The 17,588-nt window shown below is 70.7% G+C and carries 15 protein-coding genes; 12 read left to right on the top strand and 3 right to left on the bottom strand.

The features are described 5' to 3' along the window. Window positions 1-40 precede the first annotated feature (40 nt). The 4 genes from AB0903_RS16620 (at window position 41) to mutM (ending at window position 2,734) form a co-directional block, all read left to right on the top strand. A complete protein-coding gene (locus tag AB0903_RS16620) occupies window positions 41-676 on the top strand; it encodes a DUF177 domain-containing protein (protein ID WP_366703374.1) in 636 nt (211 codons plus the stop codon). Window positions 677-678: 2 nt separating this feature from the next. Beyond that, window positions 679-852 carry a 50S ribosomal protein L32 gene (gene rpmF / locus AB0903_RS16615; RefSeq protein ID WP_026165248.1) on the top strand — a complete coding sequence of 58 codons (174 nt, stop codon included), beginning with the start codon at window positions 679-681 and terminating at the stop codon, window positions 850-852. A gap of 19 nt (window positions 853-871) precedes the next feature. Beyond that, on the top strand, window positions 872-1,693 hold the full coding sequence (gene rnc / locus AB0903_RS16610; RefSeq protein WP_366703327.1) for a ribonuclease III: 822 nt from the start codon (window positions 872-874) through the stop codon (window positions 1,691-1,693). 180 nt (window positions 1,694-1,873) lie between these two features. Further along, window positions 1,874-2,734 (top strand): bifunctional DNA-formamidopyrimidine glycosylase/DNA-(apurinic or apyrimidinic site) lyase, encoded by an 861-nt coding sequence (gene mutM / locus AB0903_RS16605; protein WP_366703325.1) that lies wholly within the window; start codon window positions 1,874-1,876, stop codon window positions 2,732-2,734. Window positions 2,735-2,925: 191 nt separating this feature from the next. Here mutM and AB0903_RS16600 read toward each other — a convergent pair whose 3' ends face one another. Next, window positions 2,926-3,888 carry a CAP domain-containing protein gene (locus tag AB0903_RS16600; RefSeq protein ID WP_366703323.1) on the bottom strand — a complete coding sequence of 321 codons (963 nt, stop codon included), beginning with the start codon at window positions 3,886-3,888 and terminating at the stop codon, window positions 2,926-2,928. Window positions 3,889-4,027: 139 nt separating this feature from the next. Between AB0903_RS16600 and AB0903_RS16595 the strand changes: the two genes are divergently transcribed. The 4 genes from AB0903_RS16595 (at window position 4,028) to AB0903_RS16580 (ending at window position 10,365) form a co-directional block, all read left to right on the top strand. Beyond that, complete coding sequence (locus AB0903_RS16595) at window positions 4,028-4,309, top strand: acylphosphatase (protein ID WP_189473382.1); 282 nt, start codon at window positions 4,028-4,030, stop codon at window positions 4,307-4,309. A gap of 392 nt (window positions 4,310-4,701) precedes the next feature. Beyond that, window positions 4,702-4,920, top strand: a complete 219-nt coding sequence (locus AB0903_RS16590; RefSeq protein WP_366703321.1) for a hypothetical protein — start codon at window positions 4,702-4,704, stop codon at window positions 4,918-4,920. Window positions 4,921-5,102: 182 nt separating this feature from the next. Further along, complete coding sequence (gene smc, locus AB0903_RS16585) at window positions 5,103-8,723, top strand: chromosome segregation protein SMC (RefSeq protein ID WP_366703319.1); 3,621 nt, start codon at window positions 5,103-5,105, stop codon at window positions 8,721-8,723. A gap of 220 nt (window positions 8,724-8,943) precedes the next feature. After that, window positions 8,944-10,365 carry a sugar porter family MFS transporter gene (locus AB0903_RS16580; RefSeq protein ID WP_366703317.1) on the top strand — a complete coding sequence of 474 codons (1,422 nt, stop codon included), beginning with the start codon at window positions 8,944-8,946 and terminating at the stop codon, window positions 10,363-10,365. Between the two features lie 40 nt (window positions 10,366-10,405). On the opposite strand, the gene AB0903_RS16575 is transcribed toward AB0903_RS16580, so the two are convergent. Further along, window positions 10,406-11,377 (bottom strand): LLM class flavin-dependent oxidoreductase, encoded by a 972-nt coding sequence (locus AB0903_RS16575; protein ID WP_366703315.1) that lies wholly within the window; start codon window positions 11,375-11,377, stop codon window positions 10,406-10,408. Between the two features lie 212 nt (window positions 11,378-11,589). Between AB0903_RS16575 and ftsY the strand changes: the two genes are divergently transcribed. Then, complete coding sequence (gene ftsY / locus AB0903_RS16570; protein WP_366703313.1) at window positions 11,590-12,813, top strand: signal recognition particle-docking protein FtsY; 1,224 nt, start codon at window positions 11,590-11,592, stop codon at window positions 12,811-12,813. Between the two features lie 68 nt (window positions 12,814-12,881). Here the strand turns inward: ftsY and AB0903_RS16565 are convergent, their stop codons facing one another. Continuing rightward, complete coding sequence (locus tag AB0903_RS16565) at window positions 12,882-13,544, bottom strand: bifunctional DNA primase/polymerase (protein WP_366703311.1); 663 nt, start codon at window positions 13,542-13,544, stop codon at window positions 12,882-12,884. A gap of 427 nt (window positions 13,545-13,971) precedes the next feature. Between AB0903_RS16565 and AB0903_RS16560 the strand changes: the two genes are divergently transcribed. The 3 genes from AB0903_RS16560 (at window position 13,972) to AB0903_RS16550 (ending at window position 17,441) form a co-directional block, all read left to right on the top strand. Next, on the top strand, window positions 13,972-15,441 hold the full coding sequence (locus AB0903_RS16560) for a hypothetical protein (RefSeq protein ID WP_366703309.1): 1,470 nt from the start codon (window positions 13,972-13,974) through the stop codon (window positions 15,439-15,441). 309 nt (window positions 15,442-15,750) lie between these two features. Continuing rightward, complete coding sequence (locus AB0903_RS16555) at window positions 15,751-17,106, top strand: ammonium transporter (protein ID WP_366703307.1); 1,356 nt, start codon at window positions 15,751-15,753, stop codon at window positions 17,104-17,106. Further along, entirely contained in the window at window positions 17,103-17,441 is a 339-nt protein-coding gene (locus AB0903_RS16550; RefSeq protein ID WP_150493276.1) for a P-II family nitrogen regulator, read from the top strand. The genes AB0903_RS16555 and AB0903_RS16550 overlap by 4 nt, the downstream gene beginning before the upstream one ends. The last annotated feature ends 147 nt before the right edge of the window (window positions 17,442-17,588 follow it).

The raw sequence follows: 17,588 nt of genomic DNA, 5'->3' as shown, positions 1-17,588 counted from the left end.
CCGGGACGGCCCTCCCCACGAACCGAAAGCAGGAAGTCCCCTGAGCACGCGCCTCGACCATCGCAACCCCCTCGTGTTCGACACGCACGAGCTGGGGCGGCGGCCCGGCGCTCTCCAGCGGATCTCCCGCACGGTGGAAGCTCCCAAGGACCTCGGCATCGCCGATGTCGTCGGTGTGCCGGAAGGCGCGCCGGTGGAGCTGGACCTCCGCCTCGAGTCCGTCATGGAAGGTGTGCTCGTCACAGGCACCGCCCGTGCGAGCGCCGAGGGGGAGTGCGTAAGGTGTCTGGAGCCGCTGCGCCATGAGGTCGCCGCGGACTTCCAGGAGCTGTTCACGTACCCCGACGCCGACGACAGGGGCCGCACCGCGGAGCCCGCCGACGGCGAAGAGGACGACGAGGACAGGTTCTTTCTCGAGGACGGCCTGTTCGACCTCGAATCCGTGCTGCGTGATGCGGTGGTGCTCGCACTGCCGATGCAGCCGGTGTGCCGGGAGACCTGCGAAGGTCTGTGCCCCGAGTGCGGGGTCAGGCTGGACGAGAACCCGGACCACCACCACGACGCCGTCGACATTCGTTGGGCGGCACTGCAGGGACTCGCCGAGACCGTTCAGGACGGCGAGAAGGACAACATGGGCGGCGCCGAAGCGGGCGTCGACGAGAAGCAGGAGAAGTAGCCGTGGCTGTTCCGAAGCGGAAGATGTCGCGCAGCAACACGCGCCACCGCCGGTCGCAGTGGAAGGCTGCGGTCCCCACCCTGGTTTCGTGTGAGCGTTGCCAGGAGCCGAAGCAGCAGCACATCGCGTGCCCCAGCTGCGGCACCTACAACAAGCGCCAGGTCCTCGAGGTCTGAGCGGCCGGTGAGAGGCGCGATGTCTGAGTCCAGTAAGACGGACAATGCCTCGTCCCACACGCTTCTGGAAGGGCGGCTCGGGTATCAGCTCGAGTCCGCCCTTCTGGTGCGTGCGCTGACCCACCGTTCGTACGCGTACGAGAACGGCGGTCTGCCCACCAACGAGCGTCTCGAGTTCCTCGGGGACTCCGTGCTCGGCCTGGTGGTCACCGACACGCTGTACCGCACCCACCCCGACCTGCCCGAGGGACAGCTGGCCAAGCTGCGGGCCGCGGTGGTCAATTCGCGTGCGCTGGCGGAGGTCGGCCGCGGTCTGGAACTCGGCTCCTTCATCCGGCTCGGCCGTGGTGAAGAGGGCACGGGAGGCCGGGACAAGGCGTCCATCCTCGCCGACACCCTTGAAGCGGTGATCGGTGCGGTCTATCTCGACCAGGGCCTCGATGCGGCGTCCGAGCTGGTGCACCGGCTCTTCGACCCGCTGATCGAGAAGTCCTCCAACCTCGGTGCGGGCCTGGACTGGAAGACCAGTCTCCAGGAGCTCACCGCGGCCGAGGGTCTTGGTGTCCCCGAGTACCTGGTCACCGAGACCGGTCCGGACCACGAGAAGACCTTCACTGCTGCCGCCCGCGTCGGTGGTGTCTCGTACGGCACCGGCACCGGCCGCAGCAAGAAGGAAGCGGAGCAGCAGGCGGCGGAGTCCGCGTGGCGGGAGATCCGTACCGCCGCGGACCAGCGCGCGGCAGCGGCCCGGGCCGCAGCCGCGAGCGGGACGGCTGCCGACGGAGGAGGGGACGCCGACGCCCCTTCCGAGCCGGAACCGGCGGACCGGGCCACGGCCTGAGGTCGGCGCTCCGCCGACCGACAGCAGTACCCTGTGCGGCCCCTGCCTTCCGGGCGGGGGCCGCACGGCTCTCCCCCTCTTTCCCGGCCTGTTCTGTCCCCCCTTTTCCCTGCCTGCCGCCGTCCCTTCGCCGGGCGGTACGCTGCGGGCGTCACCCGAATGAGCCGCCGGAGGAGACCCGTGCCCGAGCTGCCCGAGGTCGAAGTCGTACGCCGCGGCCTGCAGAGCTGGGTCAGCGGGCGGACGATCGCCGAGGTAGAGGTGCTGCACCCGCGGGCGATCCGTCGGCACCCGGCCGGCGCGGAGGACTTCGCGGCGCGGCTCCGGGACCGGACCGTCGGCGACGCCTGCCGGCGCGGCAAGTACCTCTGGCTGCCTCTCGCGGACACCGACACCTCGGTCCTCGGCCACCTCGGCATGAGCGGCCAGCTCCTCGTGCAGCCGCAGAACGCCGCCGACGAGAAGCATCTGCGTGTCCGCGTCCGCTTCGCGGACCCGCTCGGCACCGAGCTGCGCTTCGTGGACCAGCGCACCTTCGGCGGCCTGTCCCTGCACGAGAACGCGCCGGACGGCCTGCCCGACGTCCTCGCCCACATCGCCCGCGATCCGCTCGACCCGCTCTTCGACGACGCGGTGTTCCACGCGGCGATACGGGCCCGACGGACCACCGTGAAGCGTGCCCTGCTCGACCAGTCGCTGATCAGCGGCGTCGGCAACATCTACGCCGACGAGGCGCTCTGGAGGGCGAAGCTCCACTACGAGCGGCCGACCGCGACGCTCACCCGCCCGCGCTCCGCCGAACTGCTCCGCCATGTCCGCGACGTCATGACGGCCGCCCTCGCGGTCGGCGGCACCAGCTTCGACAGCCTGTACGTCAATGTGAACGGCGAGTCGGGTTACTTCGACCGGTCCCTCGACGCGTACGGGCGGGAGGGCGAGCCCTGCCGGCGCTGTGGCACCCCGATGCGCCGCCGCCCCTGGATGAACCGGTCCAGTTACTTCTGCCCCCGCTGCCAGCGCCTGCCGCGCACCGCCTCCTGACGCGGCCCGCCGGCCGCCGGCGCGGGAACCACCTCGGGCCGCACGCGAGTGGGCCCGGACAGGTGGGGGCGGTGCCGGGCTCTCTCACCGATGTCCGAAGCGGTTCAGTGACGAAAGGTCAGTGACGAAAGATCAGTGGCTGAAGATCACTGACTGAAGACCAGTGGCTGAAGGTGTTCAGTAGCCGAAGCTCAGTAGCCGAAGTTCTGCGTCCACCACGGGCCGCCCTCGCCCATGTGCACACCGACGCCCATCGTCGTGAAGTCGCAGTTCAGAATGTTCGCGCGGTGCCCCTCGCTGTTCATCCACGAAGCCATGACCGCCTGGGCGTCGGACTGCCCGCGGGCTATGTTCTCGCCGCCGAGGCCGCTGACGCCGGTCTCTTCCGCACGGGCCCAGGGCGTCTCGCCGTCGGGGTTGGTGTGGTCGAAGAAGCCGCGCGACGCCATGTCCTTGCTGTGCGCGCGGGCCAGGTCGGACAGTGCCCCGCTGGCCTTCAGCGGGCTGCAGCCCACCTTCGCGCGCTCGGCGTTGACCAGGTCGAACACCTCGGCCTCCGCCACGGCTGCGGCCGACGTGGCGGGAGTGGCCGTCCGTGACGGGGTCACGGTGCGCTCCGGAGCGCGTGTCACCTCGCGGGTCGGCTCCGAGGTCGGCGTCTTCTTCGCCTCCGGGGGCCGGGTCGTCTCCTTGGACGGTGCCGCCGGGGCGGAGGTCGTGGGCTTCGCGGGCGCCTTGGACTTCTCGGCCGTCTTCGACGGCTTCGGGGAGGCCGTCTCGGACGGGGTCTCGGCCGGGCTCTTGGACGGCGTCTTCGACGGCGCGGCGCTGCGGCTGGGCGTGGTCGACTGGCTCGCCGTCGGATCGGCGCTCGCGTCGCCCTGCGCATGGAGCCTCGACGGCACCTCCTTGCGCATCTCGGCCTGCAGGTCGGAGCCCGCGCCCACGGTGTACTTGTCGTCGCCGCCGGGCAGGATGCCGGTGGTCACGGCCACGGCGCCGACGGCCATGGCGGCGGAAGCCCCGAGCAGTCCGGTGCGTATGGGCAGACCAGCCCGCTTCTTCCGGCGCGCACCGCCTCGGTGCCTGCCTGCCGATCCTGCCGCTTGGTCGGTTGCGGCCGACGCGGGGGCTGAGCGTCGATGGCGACCCATCTGCGGTGCCTTCCTGGTGCGCGACGTCGAGCGTCAAACGGACTCACCCGTAGGAGTGAGGCTGATTGCGTCCGGACTGTACGCCATGCGGCTCGGGGCGGAAGTGATGTGGACCCAATTGGCCGGTTACCTTGCAGTCATGAACGACACTGCACGACTGACCGCCTGGGTACGCGGCCGAGTACAGGGCGTGGGCTTCCGCTGGTTCACCAGGGCAAACGCTCTGGAGATCGGGGGACTTACGGGTTTCGCCCTGAATCTTGACGACGGCAGGGTGCAGGTGGTGGCCGAGGGGTCACGTGAGAATTGCCACCGTTTGCTGGAGTGGCTTCGCTCCGACGACACACCCGGTCGCGTCGACGGCGTCACTGAGATCTGGGACACGCCCCGGGGCGGTTACCCGGACTTCGCCATCCGGTGACGAACACCGCGACGGGCCGCCGGGAGGCGCCCGGGAGGGTGCCACGAGCAACGGGTCGTGGACGGAAACTACCTGGTGGTTGCCAAGAAGAGGCTTGCCGTGCCAGGCTGCGCCAGGAAAGATGATCGTCACGCCCCCAGGGCCCCGCAGGTCAGGCACCGCCGCGGTTTCAGCGGCCGTATGCCCCCGGGCCGCCCGCCGATACGGGGCGTGATCGTGTTGACCGTCAAACTTTTTGGTGAGACTCTGGAAGCCCCGCGCACCTGAGCTGTTTGGCAGTAAGAAACGCGGCACGACAAGCAGTACAACGAAGACTGCCGAGCACCGCGGGTGCGAATCCCTCACGACCCACACCGCTTCGGTCGGTCACTCAGTGTGGAGGACCATCCATCATGGCAAAGGCGCTTCTCGGTTACGTCGGCGGTTCCGACCCGCGACTCCTCGCCGAGATGCGACGGCTTCAGCAGCGCGTCCAGGACCTCGAATCCGAGCTTGTACGGATCCAGTCCGAGAACGACGCGCTCAACGCCGCCGTCGCTCAGCACCCCGGAGAGTCGCTGCTCGACGACATCGACATCGATGTGCCCCGGGCGGAACCCGCGCTCACCTGAGCTCGGCGTCCGACAGAGTCATCGCGCAGCAAGATATGCAAGGGACGCCTCCGGCGTCCCTTCTTTCTTTTCGCCCCCGTATGCTCTTTTTCGCCCCCGTATGCCGAAGTGGCTTCTTCAACATCTGATGTGCCCTGCGCCTACAGAGGTGAAACCGCAAGTGAGAGGTAGAGTCCGGCGGCGTGCACCTCAAGGCCATGACCCTGCGCGGTTTCAAGTCCTTCGCCTCGGCCACCACCCTGCGGTTCGAGCCGGGGATCACCTGCGTCGTGGGGCCCAACGGCTCCGGCAAGTCCAATGTCGTGGACGCGCTGTCCTGGGTCATGGGGGAGCAGGGCGCCAAGTCGCTGCGCGGCGGGAAGATGGAGGACGTCATCTTCGCCGGGACGACCGGGCGGCCGCCGCTCGGCCGCGCCGAGGTGTCCCTGACCATCGACAACTCCGACGGCGCCCTGCCCATCGAGTACGCCGAAGTCACCATCACGCGGATCATGTTCCGCAACGGCGGCAGCGAGTACCAGATCAACGGTGACACCTGCCGCCTCCTGGACATCCAGGAGCTGCTCTCCGACTCCGGAATCGGCCGTGAGATGCACGTCATCGTCGGCCAGGGGCAGCTCGACTCCGTGCTCCACGCGGACCCGATGGGGCGCCGCGCCTTCATCGAGGAGGCCGCCGGTGTCCTCAAACACCGCAGGCGCAAGGAGAAGGCGCTGCGGAAACTGGACGCGATGCAGGCCAACCTCGCCCGTGTCCAGGACCTCACCGACGAACTGCGCCGCCAGCTCAAGCCGCTCGGCCGGCAGGCGGCGGTGGCCAGGCGCGCCGCCGTCATCCAGGCCGACCTGCGCGACGCCCGGCTCAGGCTGCTCGCCGACGATCTCGTACGGATGCGGGAGGCACTGCGCAGCGAGGTCGCCGACGAGGCCGCGCTCAAGCAGCGCAAGGAGGCCGCGGAGGCGGAGCTCAAGACGGCCCTGACCCGAGAGGCGGACCTCGAGGACGAGGTACGGCGGCTCGCACCCCGGCTTCAGCGCGCCCAGCAGACCTGGTACGAGCTGTCCCAGCTCGCCGAACGGGTACGCGGCACGATCTCCCTGGCCGACGCCCGGGTGAAGAGCGCCACCGCCCAGCCTGTTGAGGAGCGGCGCGGCCGGGACCCCGAGGACATGGAGCGTGAGGCCGCCCGTGTCCGCGAGCAGGAGGCGGAGCTCGAGGCAGCGCTGGAAGCGGCAGAACGGGCCCTCGAGGACACCGTCGCACACCGCGCCGAGCTGGAGCGTGAGCTGGTCGTCGAGGAGCGGCGTCTCAAGGACGTGGCGCGGGCCATCGCCGACCGCCGCGAAGGACTCGCCCGGCTGAGCGGTCAGGTCAACGCGGCCCGTTCGCGCGCGGCGTCGGCCCAGGCCGAGATCGACCGGCTGGCCGCCGCCCGCGACGAGGCCGGGGAGCGGGCCGTCGCCGCGCAGGAGGAGTACGAGGAGCTCAAGGCCGAGGTCGACGCACTCGACGCCGACGACTCGGAACTCGCCGGACGGCACGAGGCGGCGAAACGTGAGCTGGCCGACGCGGAGTCCGCGCTGGGCACGGCCCGTGAGGCGCTCACCACGGCGGAACGCGAGCGCGCGGCCGTGGCCGCCCGCCGCGAGGCGCTCGCGCTGGGCCTGCGGCGCAAGGACGGGACCGGCGCGCTCCTCGGGGCGCGGGACCGGCTCTCCGGGCTGCTCGGCCCGGCCGCCGCGCTGCTCACCGTGACGCCCGGCTACGAGATCCCGGTGGCGGCGGCCCTGGGCGCCGCGGCGGACGCGGTGGCCGTCGCCGACCCGTCCACGGCGGCGGAGGCGATCCGCCTTCTCCGTAAGCAGGACGCGGGCCGCGCGGCCCTGATCGTCGCCTCGGCGGATGCCGTGGACGCAGCAGATGCCGCAGACACGGCACGTGCCCCGGGCGCCACCGGCACGGACGGGCCCGGCATCCTGGAGGGCGCCGGTGGGACGCACGCCGGTATCGACGCCGTGGGGCTCGTACGCGGGCCCGCGGAACTGATGCCGGCCGTGCGGCGGCTGCTGCGTGGGACGGTGGTCGTGGGGACGCTCGAGGACGCGGAGGATCTGGTGTACGCGCGGCCCGGGCTCACCGCCGTGACCGCCGAGGGGGACGTGCTCGGTGCGCACTACGCGCAGGGCGGGTCCGCAGGCGCCCCCAGCCTGCTCGAGGTGCAGGCGTCCGTCGACGAGGCGGCGGCAGAGCTCGAGGAACTGGCCGGCCGGTGCGACGAACTGGCGGCCGCCCAGCAGGAGGCCGCCGCGCGCCGCGCCGAATGCGCCGCGCTGGTGGAGGAGCTCGGGGAGCGGCGGCGCGCCGCCGACCGGGCGAAGTCGGCCGTGTCCGGACGGCTCGGCCGGTTGTCCGGTCAGGCCAGGGGCGCGGCGGGCGAGGCCGAGCGGACCGCCGCGGCCGCGGCCCGTGCCCAGGAGGCCCTGGAGCGGGCGGCCGAGGAGGCGGAGGAGCTGGCCGAGCGGCTGCTCGTCGCCGAAGAGGCTCCGGTCGAGGAGGAGCCCGACACCCATGTGCGCGACCGGCTGGCCGCCGATGGTGCCAACGCCCGCCAGACGGAGATGGAGGCCCGCCTCCATCTCCGTACGCACGAGGAGCGCGTGAAAGGGCTCGCGGGACGTGCGGACGCGCTCGACCGCGGCGCGCGCGCCGAGCGCGAGGCGCGGGCGCGGGCGGACCGGCGGCGTGCCCGGATGCGTCACGAGGCCGAGGTCGCGGCGGCCGTAGCCGCCGGCGCCCGTCGGCTCCTGGCCCACGTCGAGGTGTCGCTGGTGCGGGCCGAGGCGGAGCGGACGGCGGCCGAGGCCGCCAAGGGCGAGCGGGAGCGGGAGCTGGCCGCCGCCCGCAGTGCCGGGCGCGACCTCAAGGGCGAGCTCGACAAGCTGACCGACTCCGTGCACCGCGGGGAGGTGATCGGTGCCGAGAAGCGGCTGAGGATCGAGCAGTTGGAGGGGAAGGCCCTGGAGGAGCTTGGGGTCGAGCCGGCCGGACTGGTATCCGATTACGGTCCCGACCAGCTGGTTCCGCCGTCGCCCCCGGCGGAGGGCGAGGATCTTCCGGAGGACCCGGAGCACCCCAGGAACCAGCCGAGGCGTTTCGTCCGCACGGAACAGGAAAAGCGCCTCAAGTCGGCCGAACGGGCGTATCAACAGCTCGGCAAGGTGAATCCGCTCGCCCTGGAGGAGTTCGCGGCGCTGGAGGAGCGCCACCAGTTCCTGTCGGAGCAGCTCGAGGACCTGAAGAAGACCCGCGCCGACCTTCTCCAGGTGGTGAAGGAGGTGGACGAACGCGTCGAGCAGGTCTTCACCGAGGCGTACCGGGACACGGCCCGTGAGTTCGAGGGCGTCTTCTCCCGGCTCTTCCCCGGCGGCGAGGGGCGGCTCGTACTGACCGACCCCGACAACATGCTCACCACGGGCGTGGACGTCGAGGCACGGCCGCCCGGCAAGAAGGTCAAGCGGCTGTCGCTGCTGTCGGGCGGGGAGCGGTCGCTCACGGCCGTGGCGTTGCTGGTGTCGATCTTCAAGGCCCGGCCGAGTCCGTTCTATGTGATGGACGAGGTCGAAGCGGCCCTCGACGACACGAACCTCCAGCGGCTGATCCGGATCATGCAGGAGCTCCAGGAGAGTTCCCAGCTGATCGTGATCACGCACCAGAAGCGGACCATGGAGGTCGCGGACGCGCTGTACGGCGTCTCCATGCAGGGCGACGGTGTCTCCAAGGTCATCAGCCAGCGCCTTCGTTGACGTTCGATGCCGCCTGCGACAACCCTTCAAGACTTGAAAGCAAGTCACCCCGAATTGGGCGGACTCGATTTCAGGCCGGGCCTTGACTTCGAAACTTGAAGGCATATTCTCTGCAACGTTGCTTTTACCTTCAAGTGGTGCGGCACTCGACGTCGTGTGCCACTTCGGAGGGCTCGCCCCGCACGCCCGGCGACGCTGCCGGACGCCCCCAGGAGTAGACGTGACCAGCACCGCGCAGCCGCCACCGGCATCGGGAGCCCGCTCGGCCCACCCCGATCACCTTGTGCATGTCGTCTTCATCACGGCCGCCGCCGCGATGGGCGGTTTCCTCTTCGGTTACGACAGCTCAGTGATCAACGGCGCCGTCGAGGCGATCCGCGACCGCTACGAGATCGGCTCCGGAACCCTCGCCCAGGTCATCGCCGTCGCCCTGATCGGCTGTGCCGTCGGTGCCGCCACCGCCGGCCGGATCGCCGACCGCATCGGGCGCATCCGCTGCATGCAGATCGCGGCCGTGCTCTTCACCGCCAGCGCCCTCGGCTCCGCGATGCCGTTCGCCCTGTGGGACCTCGCCCTGTGGCGGACCGTCGGCGGCTTCGCCATCGGCATGGCCTCCGTCATCGGCCCCGCCTACATCGCCGAGGTCTCCCCGCCGGCCTACCGAGGGCGGCTCGCCTCCTTCCAGCAGGCCGCGATCGTGATCGGCATCGCCGTCTCCCAGCTGGTGAACTACGGCATCCTGCAGTTCGCCGACGGCAAGCAGCGCGGTGAGATCGCCGGTCTCGAGGCATGGCAGTGGATGCTGGGCGTGGAGGTCGTCCCGGCCGTCCTCTACGGACTGCTGTCCTTCGCGATCCCCGAATCGCCCCGCTTCCTCATCTCCGTCGGCAAGATGGACCGGGCGAGGCAGGTCCTCTCCGAGGTCGAGGGCAAGAACGTCGACCTCGACGCCCGCGTCATGGAGATCGACCGCGCGATGCGCCGGGAGCACAAATCCACCTTCCGGGACCTGCTCGGCAGCCGCTTCGGCTTCCTGCCCATCGTCTGGGTCGGCATCGGGCTGTCGGTCTTCCAGCAGCTCGTCGGCATCAACGTCGCCTTCTACTACTCGGCGACCCTGTGGCAGTCGGTGGGTGTCGACCCTTCCAGCTCGTTCTTCTACTCGTTCACCACGTCGATCATCAACATCATCGGCACCGTGATCGCGATGGTGCTCGTCGACCGGATCGGCCGCCGGCCGCTCGCGCTCATCGGCTCCACCGGTATGGCGCTCGCGCTGGCCCTGGAGGCATGGGCCTTCTCCGCGGACCTCGTGGACGGCAAGCTGCCGGAGACCCAGGGCGTCGTGGCGCTGATCGCCGCGCACGGCTTCGTGCTCTTCTTCGCGCTCTCGTGGGGCGTCGTTGTCTGGGTCCTCCTCGGCGAGATGTTCCCGAACCGCATCCGCGCCGCCGCTCTCGGCGTCGCCGCCTCCGCGCAGTGGATCGCGAACTGGACCATCACCGCGAGTTTCCCGAGCCTCGCGGACTGGAACCTCTCCGGCACCTATGTGATCTACACGGTCTTCGCCGTGCTCTCGATCCCCTTCGTACTCCGGTACGTCAAGGAGACGAAGGGCAAGGCGTTGGAGGAGATGGGCTAATCCCCGCTGCCCCTCTCCTCGTCACGGAAACTGCCCCGGCTCAGCGCGTGAGCCGGGGCAGCACCCGTTCGCACAGCAGCCGGAGGCTGCGCCGGCCCTCCTCCAACGGCATGCCACCGCACAGCGGGTGCAGCACCAGGCTCTCCGCGCCCAGCCCCACGCACTCGTCCGGTGTCACGATCCGGTACACCCCCTCACTCCGCAGCTCCTCGACCGTCTCCGCGACGGAGCGCACCGCGGAGTGGATGCCCCCCGACTGCCACGAGGCGTAAGCCCGCGCCTCGTACAGGAAATGCTCCCCGTACAGCGCCCACGCACGGTCGGGATCCTCCGAGAGATGCAGCAGCGGCGTCTTCTCCGCGGGCATCACGCAGAAGCCCCCGGTCCCGTACTCGGCCCGCCTCTCCTCGTAGTACGCCTCCAGCTCCGGCAGATGGGCGCTGGGGAAGAACGGCAGGCCGAAGCGGGCCGCCCGCCGTGCCGCGGCCCGCGAGGATCCGCCGACCAGCAGCGTCGGATGCGGCCGGGTGCACGGGCGCGGGGTGATCCGCACGGTACGGCCCCGGTAGGTGAAGCTCTCTCCGGTCCAGGCAGCCAGCAGCGTCTCCAGCAGCTCGTCCTGCAGCGCCCCGCGCCGACTCCACTCCACCCCCAGCTGCTCGTACTCCTCGGGCCGGTAACCGATACCCGCGACCGTCACCAGCCGGCCCTCGCCGACCAGGTCCAGTACGGCGAGATCCTCGGCCAGCCGCAACGGGTCGTGCAGCGGGCCGATGATCGCCGACACGGTGACCGCGATACGGCGGGTGGCGCCGAGGACAGCGCCGGCGAAGGTCAGCGGAGACGGCAGCCAGTTGTCGGCGGCGCCGTGGTGTTCCTCGGTCTGGACCGTGTCGATGCCGTGGGCGTCGGCGTACGCGGCCATCTCCAGGGCCGCGCGGTAGCGGGCCGCGAGGGCCTGCGGCGTCGCGACAGGATCCACCAGGTTGAACCGGACCACCGTGAAGGCCATGGGACGTCCCCCTCCGCCGGGTGTGGGATGGCGCGGGGACGGTAGCTGACATGGCGTCAGATGGACAGGGGTTGCGGCACCTCGCCCGGGCACGCGCTCACCCGGCCCCCTCACCCGGCCCGCAGGCTCCTCTCTCCCGGCCCGCAGGGCCCGACGCCCCGGGGCCGGAGAGCGGAGCAGCTCGGGGGAGGTCGCGCATACTGGGACGCGTTATGGAAATCGTCATCCTTGCCGTAGTCATCGCCCTGGTCGCGATCGGCGCGATCAGCGGCCTCGTGGTCACCAGCCGCAAGAAGAAGCAGCTGCCCCCGCAGGCACCGCCGAGTTCGCCGACCATCACCGCTCCGCCCGCCGAACCGCATGTCGGCGACGAGGCGGAGACACCGCTGGACGAACCCCGCCGCACCATCGAGGAGGTCGACCTTCCGACGGCCGAGGAGGCCGTCGAAACCCCCGTGGCCGTCGAGGACCCGGTCGTCGCCGAGGCCCCCGCGCCCGCCGTCGAGATCCCGGAGCCGACCGCCGGCCGGCTCGTCCGGCTCCGTGCCCGGCTGGCCCGTTCGCAGAACTCGCTCGGCAAGGGGCTCCTCACGCTCCTGTCCCGTGAGCACCTCGACGAGGACACCTGGGAGGAGATCGAGGACACGCTGCTCACCGCCGATGTCGGCGTCGCTCCCACCCAGGAGCTCGTCGAGCGGCTGCGCGAGCGGGTGAAGGTGCTCGGCACGCGCACGCCCGAGCAGTTGCGCACCCTGCTCCGCGAGGAGCTGCTGCACCTCATCGGCACCGACGCCGACCGTGCGGTCAAGACCGAGAGCGGTCTCGACACCCCCGGCGTCGTCATGGTCGTCGGTGTCAACGGCACCGGGAAGACCACCACCACGGGCAAGCTCGCCCGTGTCCTGGTCGCGGACGGCCGCTCGGTCGTGCTGGGCGCCGCGGACACCTTCCGTGCCGCCGCCGCCGACCAGCTGCAGACCTGGGGCGAGCGCGTCGGCGCTCGCACCGTGCGGGGGCCGGAAGGCGGTGACCCGGCCTCCGTCGCCTTCGACGCGGTCAAGGAGGGCATCGCGGAGGGCGCGGACGTCGTGCTCATCGACACCGCCGGCCGCCTGCACACCAAGACCGGGCTGATGGACGAGCTCGGCAAGGTCAAGCGGGTCGTGGAGAAGCACGGTCCGCTGGACGAGATCCTGCTCGTCCTGGACGCCACCACCGGTCAGAACGGACTGGTGCAGGCGAGGGTCTTCGCCGAGGTCGTGGACATCACCGGCATCGTGCTGACGAAGCTGGACGGCACCGCCAAGGGCGGCATCGTCGTCGCGGTCCAGCGCGAGCTGGGCGTGCCCGTCAAGCTCGTGGGCCTGGGTGAGGGCGCGGACGACCTGGCGCCTTTCGAGCCCGAGGCGTTCGTCGACGCCCTGATCGGCGACTGAACTCAATCCTGCGCGCACGAGAGCGCCCGGCCGTCACGGGACGGCCGGGCGCTCTCGTGTCAGCGGGGTCAGGACCCGCTGCGGTGGCAGATGTACGCCAGGGTGCCCAGCAGCAGCCGGGCCTCCGGAGGAGCGGTCGCCGTGTCGAGGGACGGGGGGCGCAGCCAGCGGACCGGTCCCAGGCCGCCGCGGTCCGACGGCGGGGCGGTGATGTGGTCACCGGGGCCGAGGCAGCGCAGGTCCAGATCGGCGTCGTCCCAGCCCATCCGGTACAGCAGCCGGGGCAGTTCGGCGGCCGCGCCGGGAGCGACGAAGAACTGGCAGCGGCCGTCGGGCGTGGCGCAGACGGGCCCGAGCGGCAGGCCCATCCGCTCCATCCGCACCAGCGCACGGCGGCCTGCCACCGCGGCCACGTCGAGGATGTCGAAGGTCCGGCCGGCCGGCAGCAGCAGCGACGCCCCGGGCACGTCGGCCCACGCCTTGCCCGCCTCGTCGAGCGTGGCGCCGGCGGGGACCTCCAGCGCGAAGCCGAGGGGGTGTGCGCCGGGGGCCGCGCAGCCGGCGTCTCCGCAGGAGCACTTGCCGGAGGCGGCGCGCGCGCCCGGAATCACCGCCCAGCCCCACAGGCCGGTGTACTCGGCCACCGCGGTGGCCTCTGTCGTGCGCCCGCGGCGCCGGGAGCCCGCCCGGATCTGTCCGATCCCACGGGTGCCGCCGATCGTGAAGCCCATACCCCCTCCAACGTGCCGTAGGCGCCTGTGGTTACGATCCGAAGCATTCTCGTGACTCTCCGTCCTCCTGTCCGGAGTGCCGACGGTGTGCGGTGGTGCGTGGGGGAGTGCGGAGACCTGCGCGCGCCCGCACGTGCAACGCTCCATCGGCTCCTGATCGTCGTATGTCAAGTGAATCGCGGTCGGCCGGAAGTGGGTTCACTCGGAGGGGTGGCGAATGGTGGCGTTTCTGCAATCCCACTCGCTGAGGCCGTGATCGTAGGATTACCGTCGGTGCATCAACCTGCAATTGCAGTCCGCTTCCGGGTATGCCGGAGGCAATGCGGTTCCGTGTTCGACGGGTGCAAGACCGTTACGGCAGGTTGCAATCGGCGTCATTCTGGTAGGGGTTCGGGCAATTGAGGCTTCGGCGGACGGGGGCACTCCAGTGAGTGGCAGCGGCGCAGACGGTACGAACGCCGGCAAGCGCCCCAACGGGCAGTTGAGTTCGTGGTTCCTGCGCAGTGGCTGGTCGAAGGGCGAACTCGCGCGCCAGGTGAACCGCCGGGCGCGGCAGATGGGCGCCCACCACATCAGCACGGACACCTCACGGGTGCGCCGCTGGCTGGACGGCGAGCAGCCGCGCGAGCCGATCCCCCGCATCCTGTCCGAGCTCTTCTCCGAGCGCTTCGGCAGCGTCGTCGCCGTCGAGGACCTCGGCTTGCGCGCCGTCCACCGGTCACCGTCGGTGTCCGGCGTGGACCTCCCCTGGGCCGGGGACCAGACCGTCACACTGCTCAGCGAGTTCTCCAGAAGCGACCTGATGCTGGCGCGCCGCGGCTTCCTCGGCAGCTCGCTCTCCATCGCGGCGGGCTCCGCCCTCGTGGAGCCGATGCAGCGCTGGCTCGTCCCCGTACCGGGCTCCGAGGCCGGCGAGCCGTCCGTTCCCCCGCGGCGGGGATCCCGTCTCTCCCAGCCCGAGCTCGAGCTGCTCGAGGCCACCACCGTCATGTTCCGCCAGTGGGACGCCCAGTGCGGCGGCGGCCTGCGCCGCAAGGCGGTCGTCGGCCAGCTCCACGAGGTCACCGACCTGCTCCAGGAGCCGCAGCCCTCCGCCACCCGGCGCCGCCTCTTCCGGACCGCCGCCGAACTGGCCGAGCTCGCCGGCTGGATGAGCTACGACGTGGGCCTCCAGCCCACCGCCCAGAAGTACTTCGTCCTCGCCCTGCACGCCTCCAAGGAAGCGGGCGACAAACCGCTCGGCTCGTACATCCTGTCCTCGATGAGCCGTCAGATGATCCACCTCGGACGCCCCGACGACGCCCTCGAACTCGTCCACCTCGCCCAGTACGGCAGCCGTGACTGCGCCACCGCCCGCACCCAGGCCATGCTGTATGCGATGGAGGCCCGCGCCTACGCCAACATGGGCCAGCCCAGCAAGTGCCGGCGGGCGGTCCGGATGGCCGAGGACACCTTCACCGACGTCGGCCTCGACGGCGAGCCCGAGCCCGACTGGATCCGCTTCTTCTCGGAGGCGGAACTCCACGGCGAGAACTCCCACTCCTATCGGGACCTCGCCTACGTCGCCGGCCGCAGCCCCACGTACGCCTCCCTCGCGGAGCCGGTCATGGAGCGGGCCGTCGAGCTCTTCGGCCGGGACCACGAGCACCAGCGGTCGTACGCACTCAACCTGGTCGGCATGGCCACGGTCCATCTGCTGAAGAGGGAACCGGAACAGGCCACCGAATTCGCCGGCCGGGCGCTCACCGTCGCCAGGCGGGTCCGCTCCGAGCGGGTCAACACCCGGCTGCGCAAGACCGTCGACACGGCCGCCAGAGAATTCGGCGACGTTGCCGACGTGGCCCAGTTCACCGACCGTCTCACCGCCCAGCTGCCGGAGACCGCGGAAGCGGTCTGACCGGCCCGGGGCCCCGGACGCCGGCCACGACACCCACCCCGAACCGCCCGACTCGGCTCCCCCCGTTGCCAAGTCACCGGGCGGGTGTCGTGGCCGGTTCATGCTGTGCGCAGAGGATACGCTCGGCCACCCCGGGCGACACGTGCGTTCATGACGGCGTAACACGCCGGACCTCTTCGTCACCGCCACGAAACATCGTGCGGCATCTGTGGAAACGGCGCTCCGCCAGTCTCATGCGGCATAACGGCCCCGCCCACAGTCCGCCGAGGCTCCGCCCGCACGCGGCCGCACGACGACGAGGAGACGCCGATGCCCCCAGGCATCTCGACCCTTGCCGCAGACGCCCCAGAGCTGTCTGCCGCCAACACAGGGTTCATGCTCATCTGTTCCGCCCTGGTGATGCTCATGACACCAGGTCTTGCCTTCTTCTACGGAGGCATGGTCCGCGTCAAGAGCACCCTGAACATGCTGATGATGAGCTTCATCAGCCTCGGGATCGTCACCATCCTGTGGGTGCTCTACGGCTTCAGCATGGCCTTCGGCACCGACATCGGCTCCGTCGTCGGATGGAGCTCGGACTACGTCGGCCTCGGCAACATCGGTGTCAACGAGCTCTGGGACGGCTACACCATTCCCGTCTTCGTCTTCGCCGTGTTCCAGCTGATGTTCGCCATCATCACACCGGCGCTGATCAGCGGCGCCCTCGCCGATCGCGTCAAGTTCACCGCCTGGGCGCTGTTCATCACCCTGTGGGCCACCGTCGTCTACTTCCCGGTCGCGCACTGGGTGTGGGGCTCCGGCGGCTGGCTCTTCGAGATGGGTGTCATCGACTTCGCCGGCGGCACGGCCGTCCACATCAACGCCGGAGCCGCGGCCCTCGGTGTCATCCTCGTCATCGGCAAGCGCGTCGGCTTCAAGAAGGACCCGATGCGTCCGCACAGCCTCCCGCTGGTCATGCTGGGCGCGGCGCTCCTGTGGTTCGGCTGGTTCGGCTTCAACGCCGGCTCGTGGCTGGGCAACGACGACGGCGTCGGCGCGGTGATGTTCGTCAACACCCAGGTCGCCACCGCCGCCGCCATGCTCGCCTGGCTCATCTACGAGAAGATCCGCCACGGCGCCTTCACCACCCTCGGTGCCGCCTCCGGCGCGGTCGCCGGCCTCGTCGCCATCACTCCGGCGGGCGGTTCCGTCTCCCCGCTCGGCGCGATCGCCGTCGGCGCCGTCTCCGGTCTGCTGTGCGCCATGGCGGTGGGACTCAAGTTCAAGTTCGGTTACGACGACTCGCTCGACGTCGTCGGCGTCCACCTCGTCGGCGGTGTCGTCGGCTCCCTGCTGGTCGGCCTCTTCGCCACCGGCGGTGTCCAGTCCGACGCCAAGGGCCTCTTCTACGGCGGCGGCCTCGACCAGCTCGGCAAGCAGGCGGTCGGCGTCTTCGCGGTACTCGCCTACTCTCTGGTGGTCTCCGCCGTCCTGGCCTTCGTCCTCGACAAGACCATCGGCATGAGGGTCGACGAGGACGTCGAGGTCTCCGGCATCGACCAGGACGAGCACGCGGAGACCGCGTACGACTTCAGCGGGGCGGGCGGCGGCGCCGGCTCCCGCAAGGCCGCGCCCGCGACGGGCGAGGCCGTGGCAGCCGCAGCGAACAAGAAGGTGGACGCATGAAGCTCATCACCGCAGTCGTGAAGCCGCACCGGCTGGACGAGATCAAGGAGGCTCTGCAGGCGTTCGGCGTCCAGGGGCTCACCGTCACGGAGGCCAGCGGCTACGGCCGGCAGCGCGGCCACACCGAGGTCTACCGGGGTGCCGAGTACACCGTCGACCTCGTCCCGAAGATCCGCATCGAGGTGCTGGTCGAGGACGACGACGCGGAACAGCTCGTGGACGTCGTCGTCAAGGCCGCCCGCACCGGAAAGATCGGCGACGGCAAGGTCTGGAGCGTCCCGGTCGACACGGCGGTACGCGTGCGGACGGGTGAGCGCGGCCCGGACGCCCTCTGAACCATTCCGGCACGAAGTGAGCGAGCCCAAGGGCGCGCCCCCGTCGAAAGTGCGACGAGACCGAGCGACCACGAGCGAGCGCAGCGTCGAGAAGCGTCGACAGGGGGCACGCCCCGAGGCGAGCGGACACAGAAAGAGGGAGCTGCC

Origin of the sequence: Streptomyces sp. NPDC048389, assembly GCF_040706335.1 — a bacterium.
Taxonomy (GTDB): domain Bacteria; phylum Actinomycetota; class Actinomycetes; order Streptomycetales; family Streptomycetaceae; genus Streptomyces.
This window is presented reverse-complemented; position numbering and strand designations above follow the sequence as displayed.

Bases quoted from the DNA above. Each gene is read 5' to 3' on its own strand.
- rnc (WP_366703327.1), top strand. From the start codon at position 872: ATGTCTGAGTCCAGTAAGACGGACAATGCCTCGTCCCACACGCTTCTG.
- AB0903_RS16600 (WP_366703323.1), bottom strand. From the start codon at position 3,888: ATGGGTCGCCATCGACGCTCAGCCCCCGCGTCGGCCGCAACCGACCAA.
- AB0903_RS16595 (WP_189473382.1), top strand. From the start codon at position 4,028: ATGAACGACACTGCACGACTGACCGCCTGGGTACGCGGCCGAGTACAG.
- AB0903_RS16590 (WP_366703321.1), top strand. From the start codon at position 4,702: ATGGCAAAGGCGCTTCTCGGTTACGTCGGCGGTTCCGACCCGCGACTC.
- AB0903_RS16575 (WP_366703315.1), bottom strand. From the start codon at position 11,377: ATGGCCTTCACGGTGGTCCGGTTCAACCTGGTGGATCCTGTCGCGACG.
- ftsY (WP_366703313.1), top strand. From the start codon at position 11,590: ATGGAAATCGTCATCCTTGCCGTAGTCATCGCCCTGGTCGCGATCGGC.
- AB0903_RS16565 (WP_366703311.1), bottom strand. From the start codon at position 13,544: ATGGGCTTCACGATCGGCGGCACCCGTGGGATCGGACAGATCCGGGCG.
- AB0903_RS16555 (WP_366703307.1), top strand. From the start codon at position 15,751: ATGCCCCCAGGCATCTCGACCCTTGCCGCAGACGCCCCAGAGCTGTCT.
- AB0903_RS16550 (WP_150493276.1), top strand. From the start codon at position 17,103: ATGAAGCTCATCACCGCAGTCGTGAAGCCGCACCGGCTGGACGAGATC.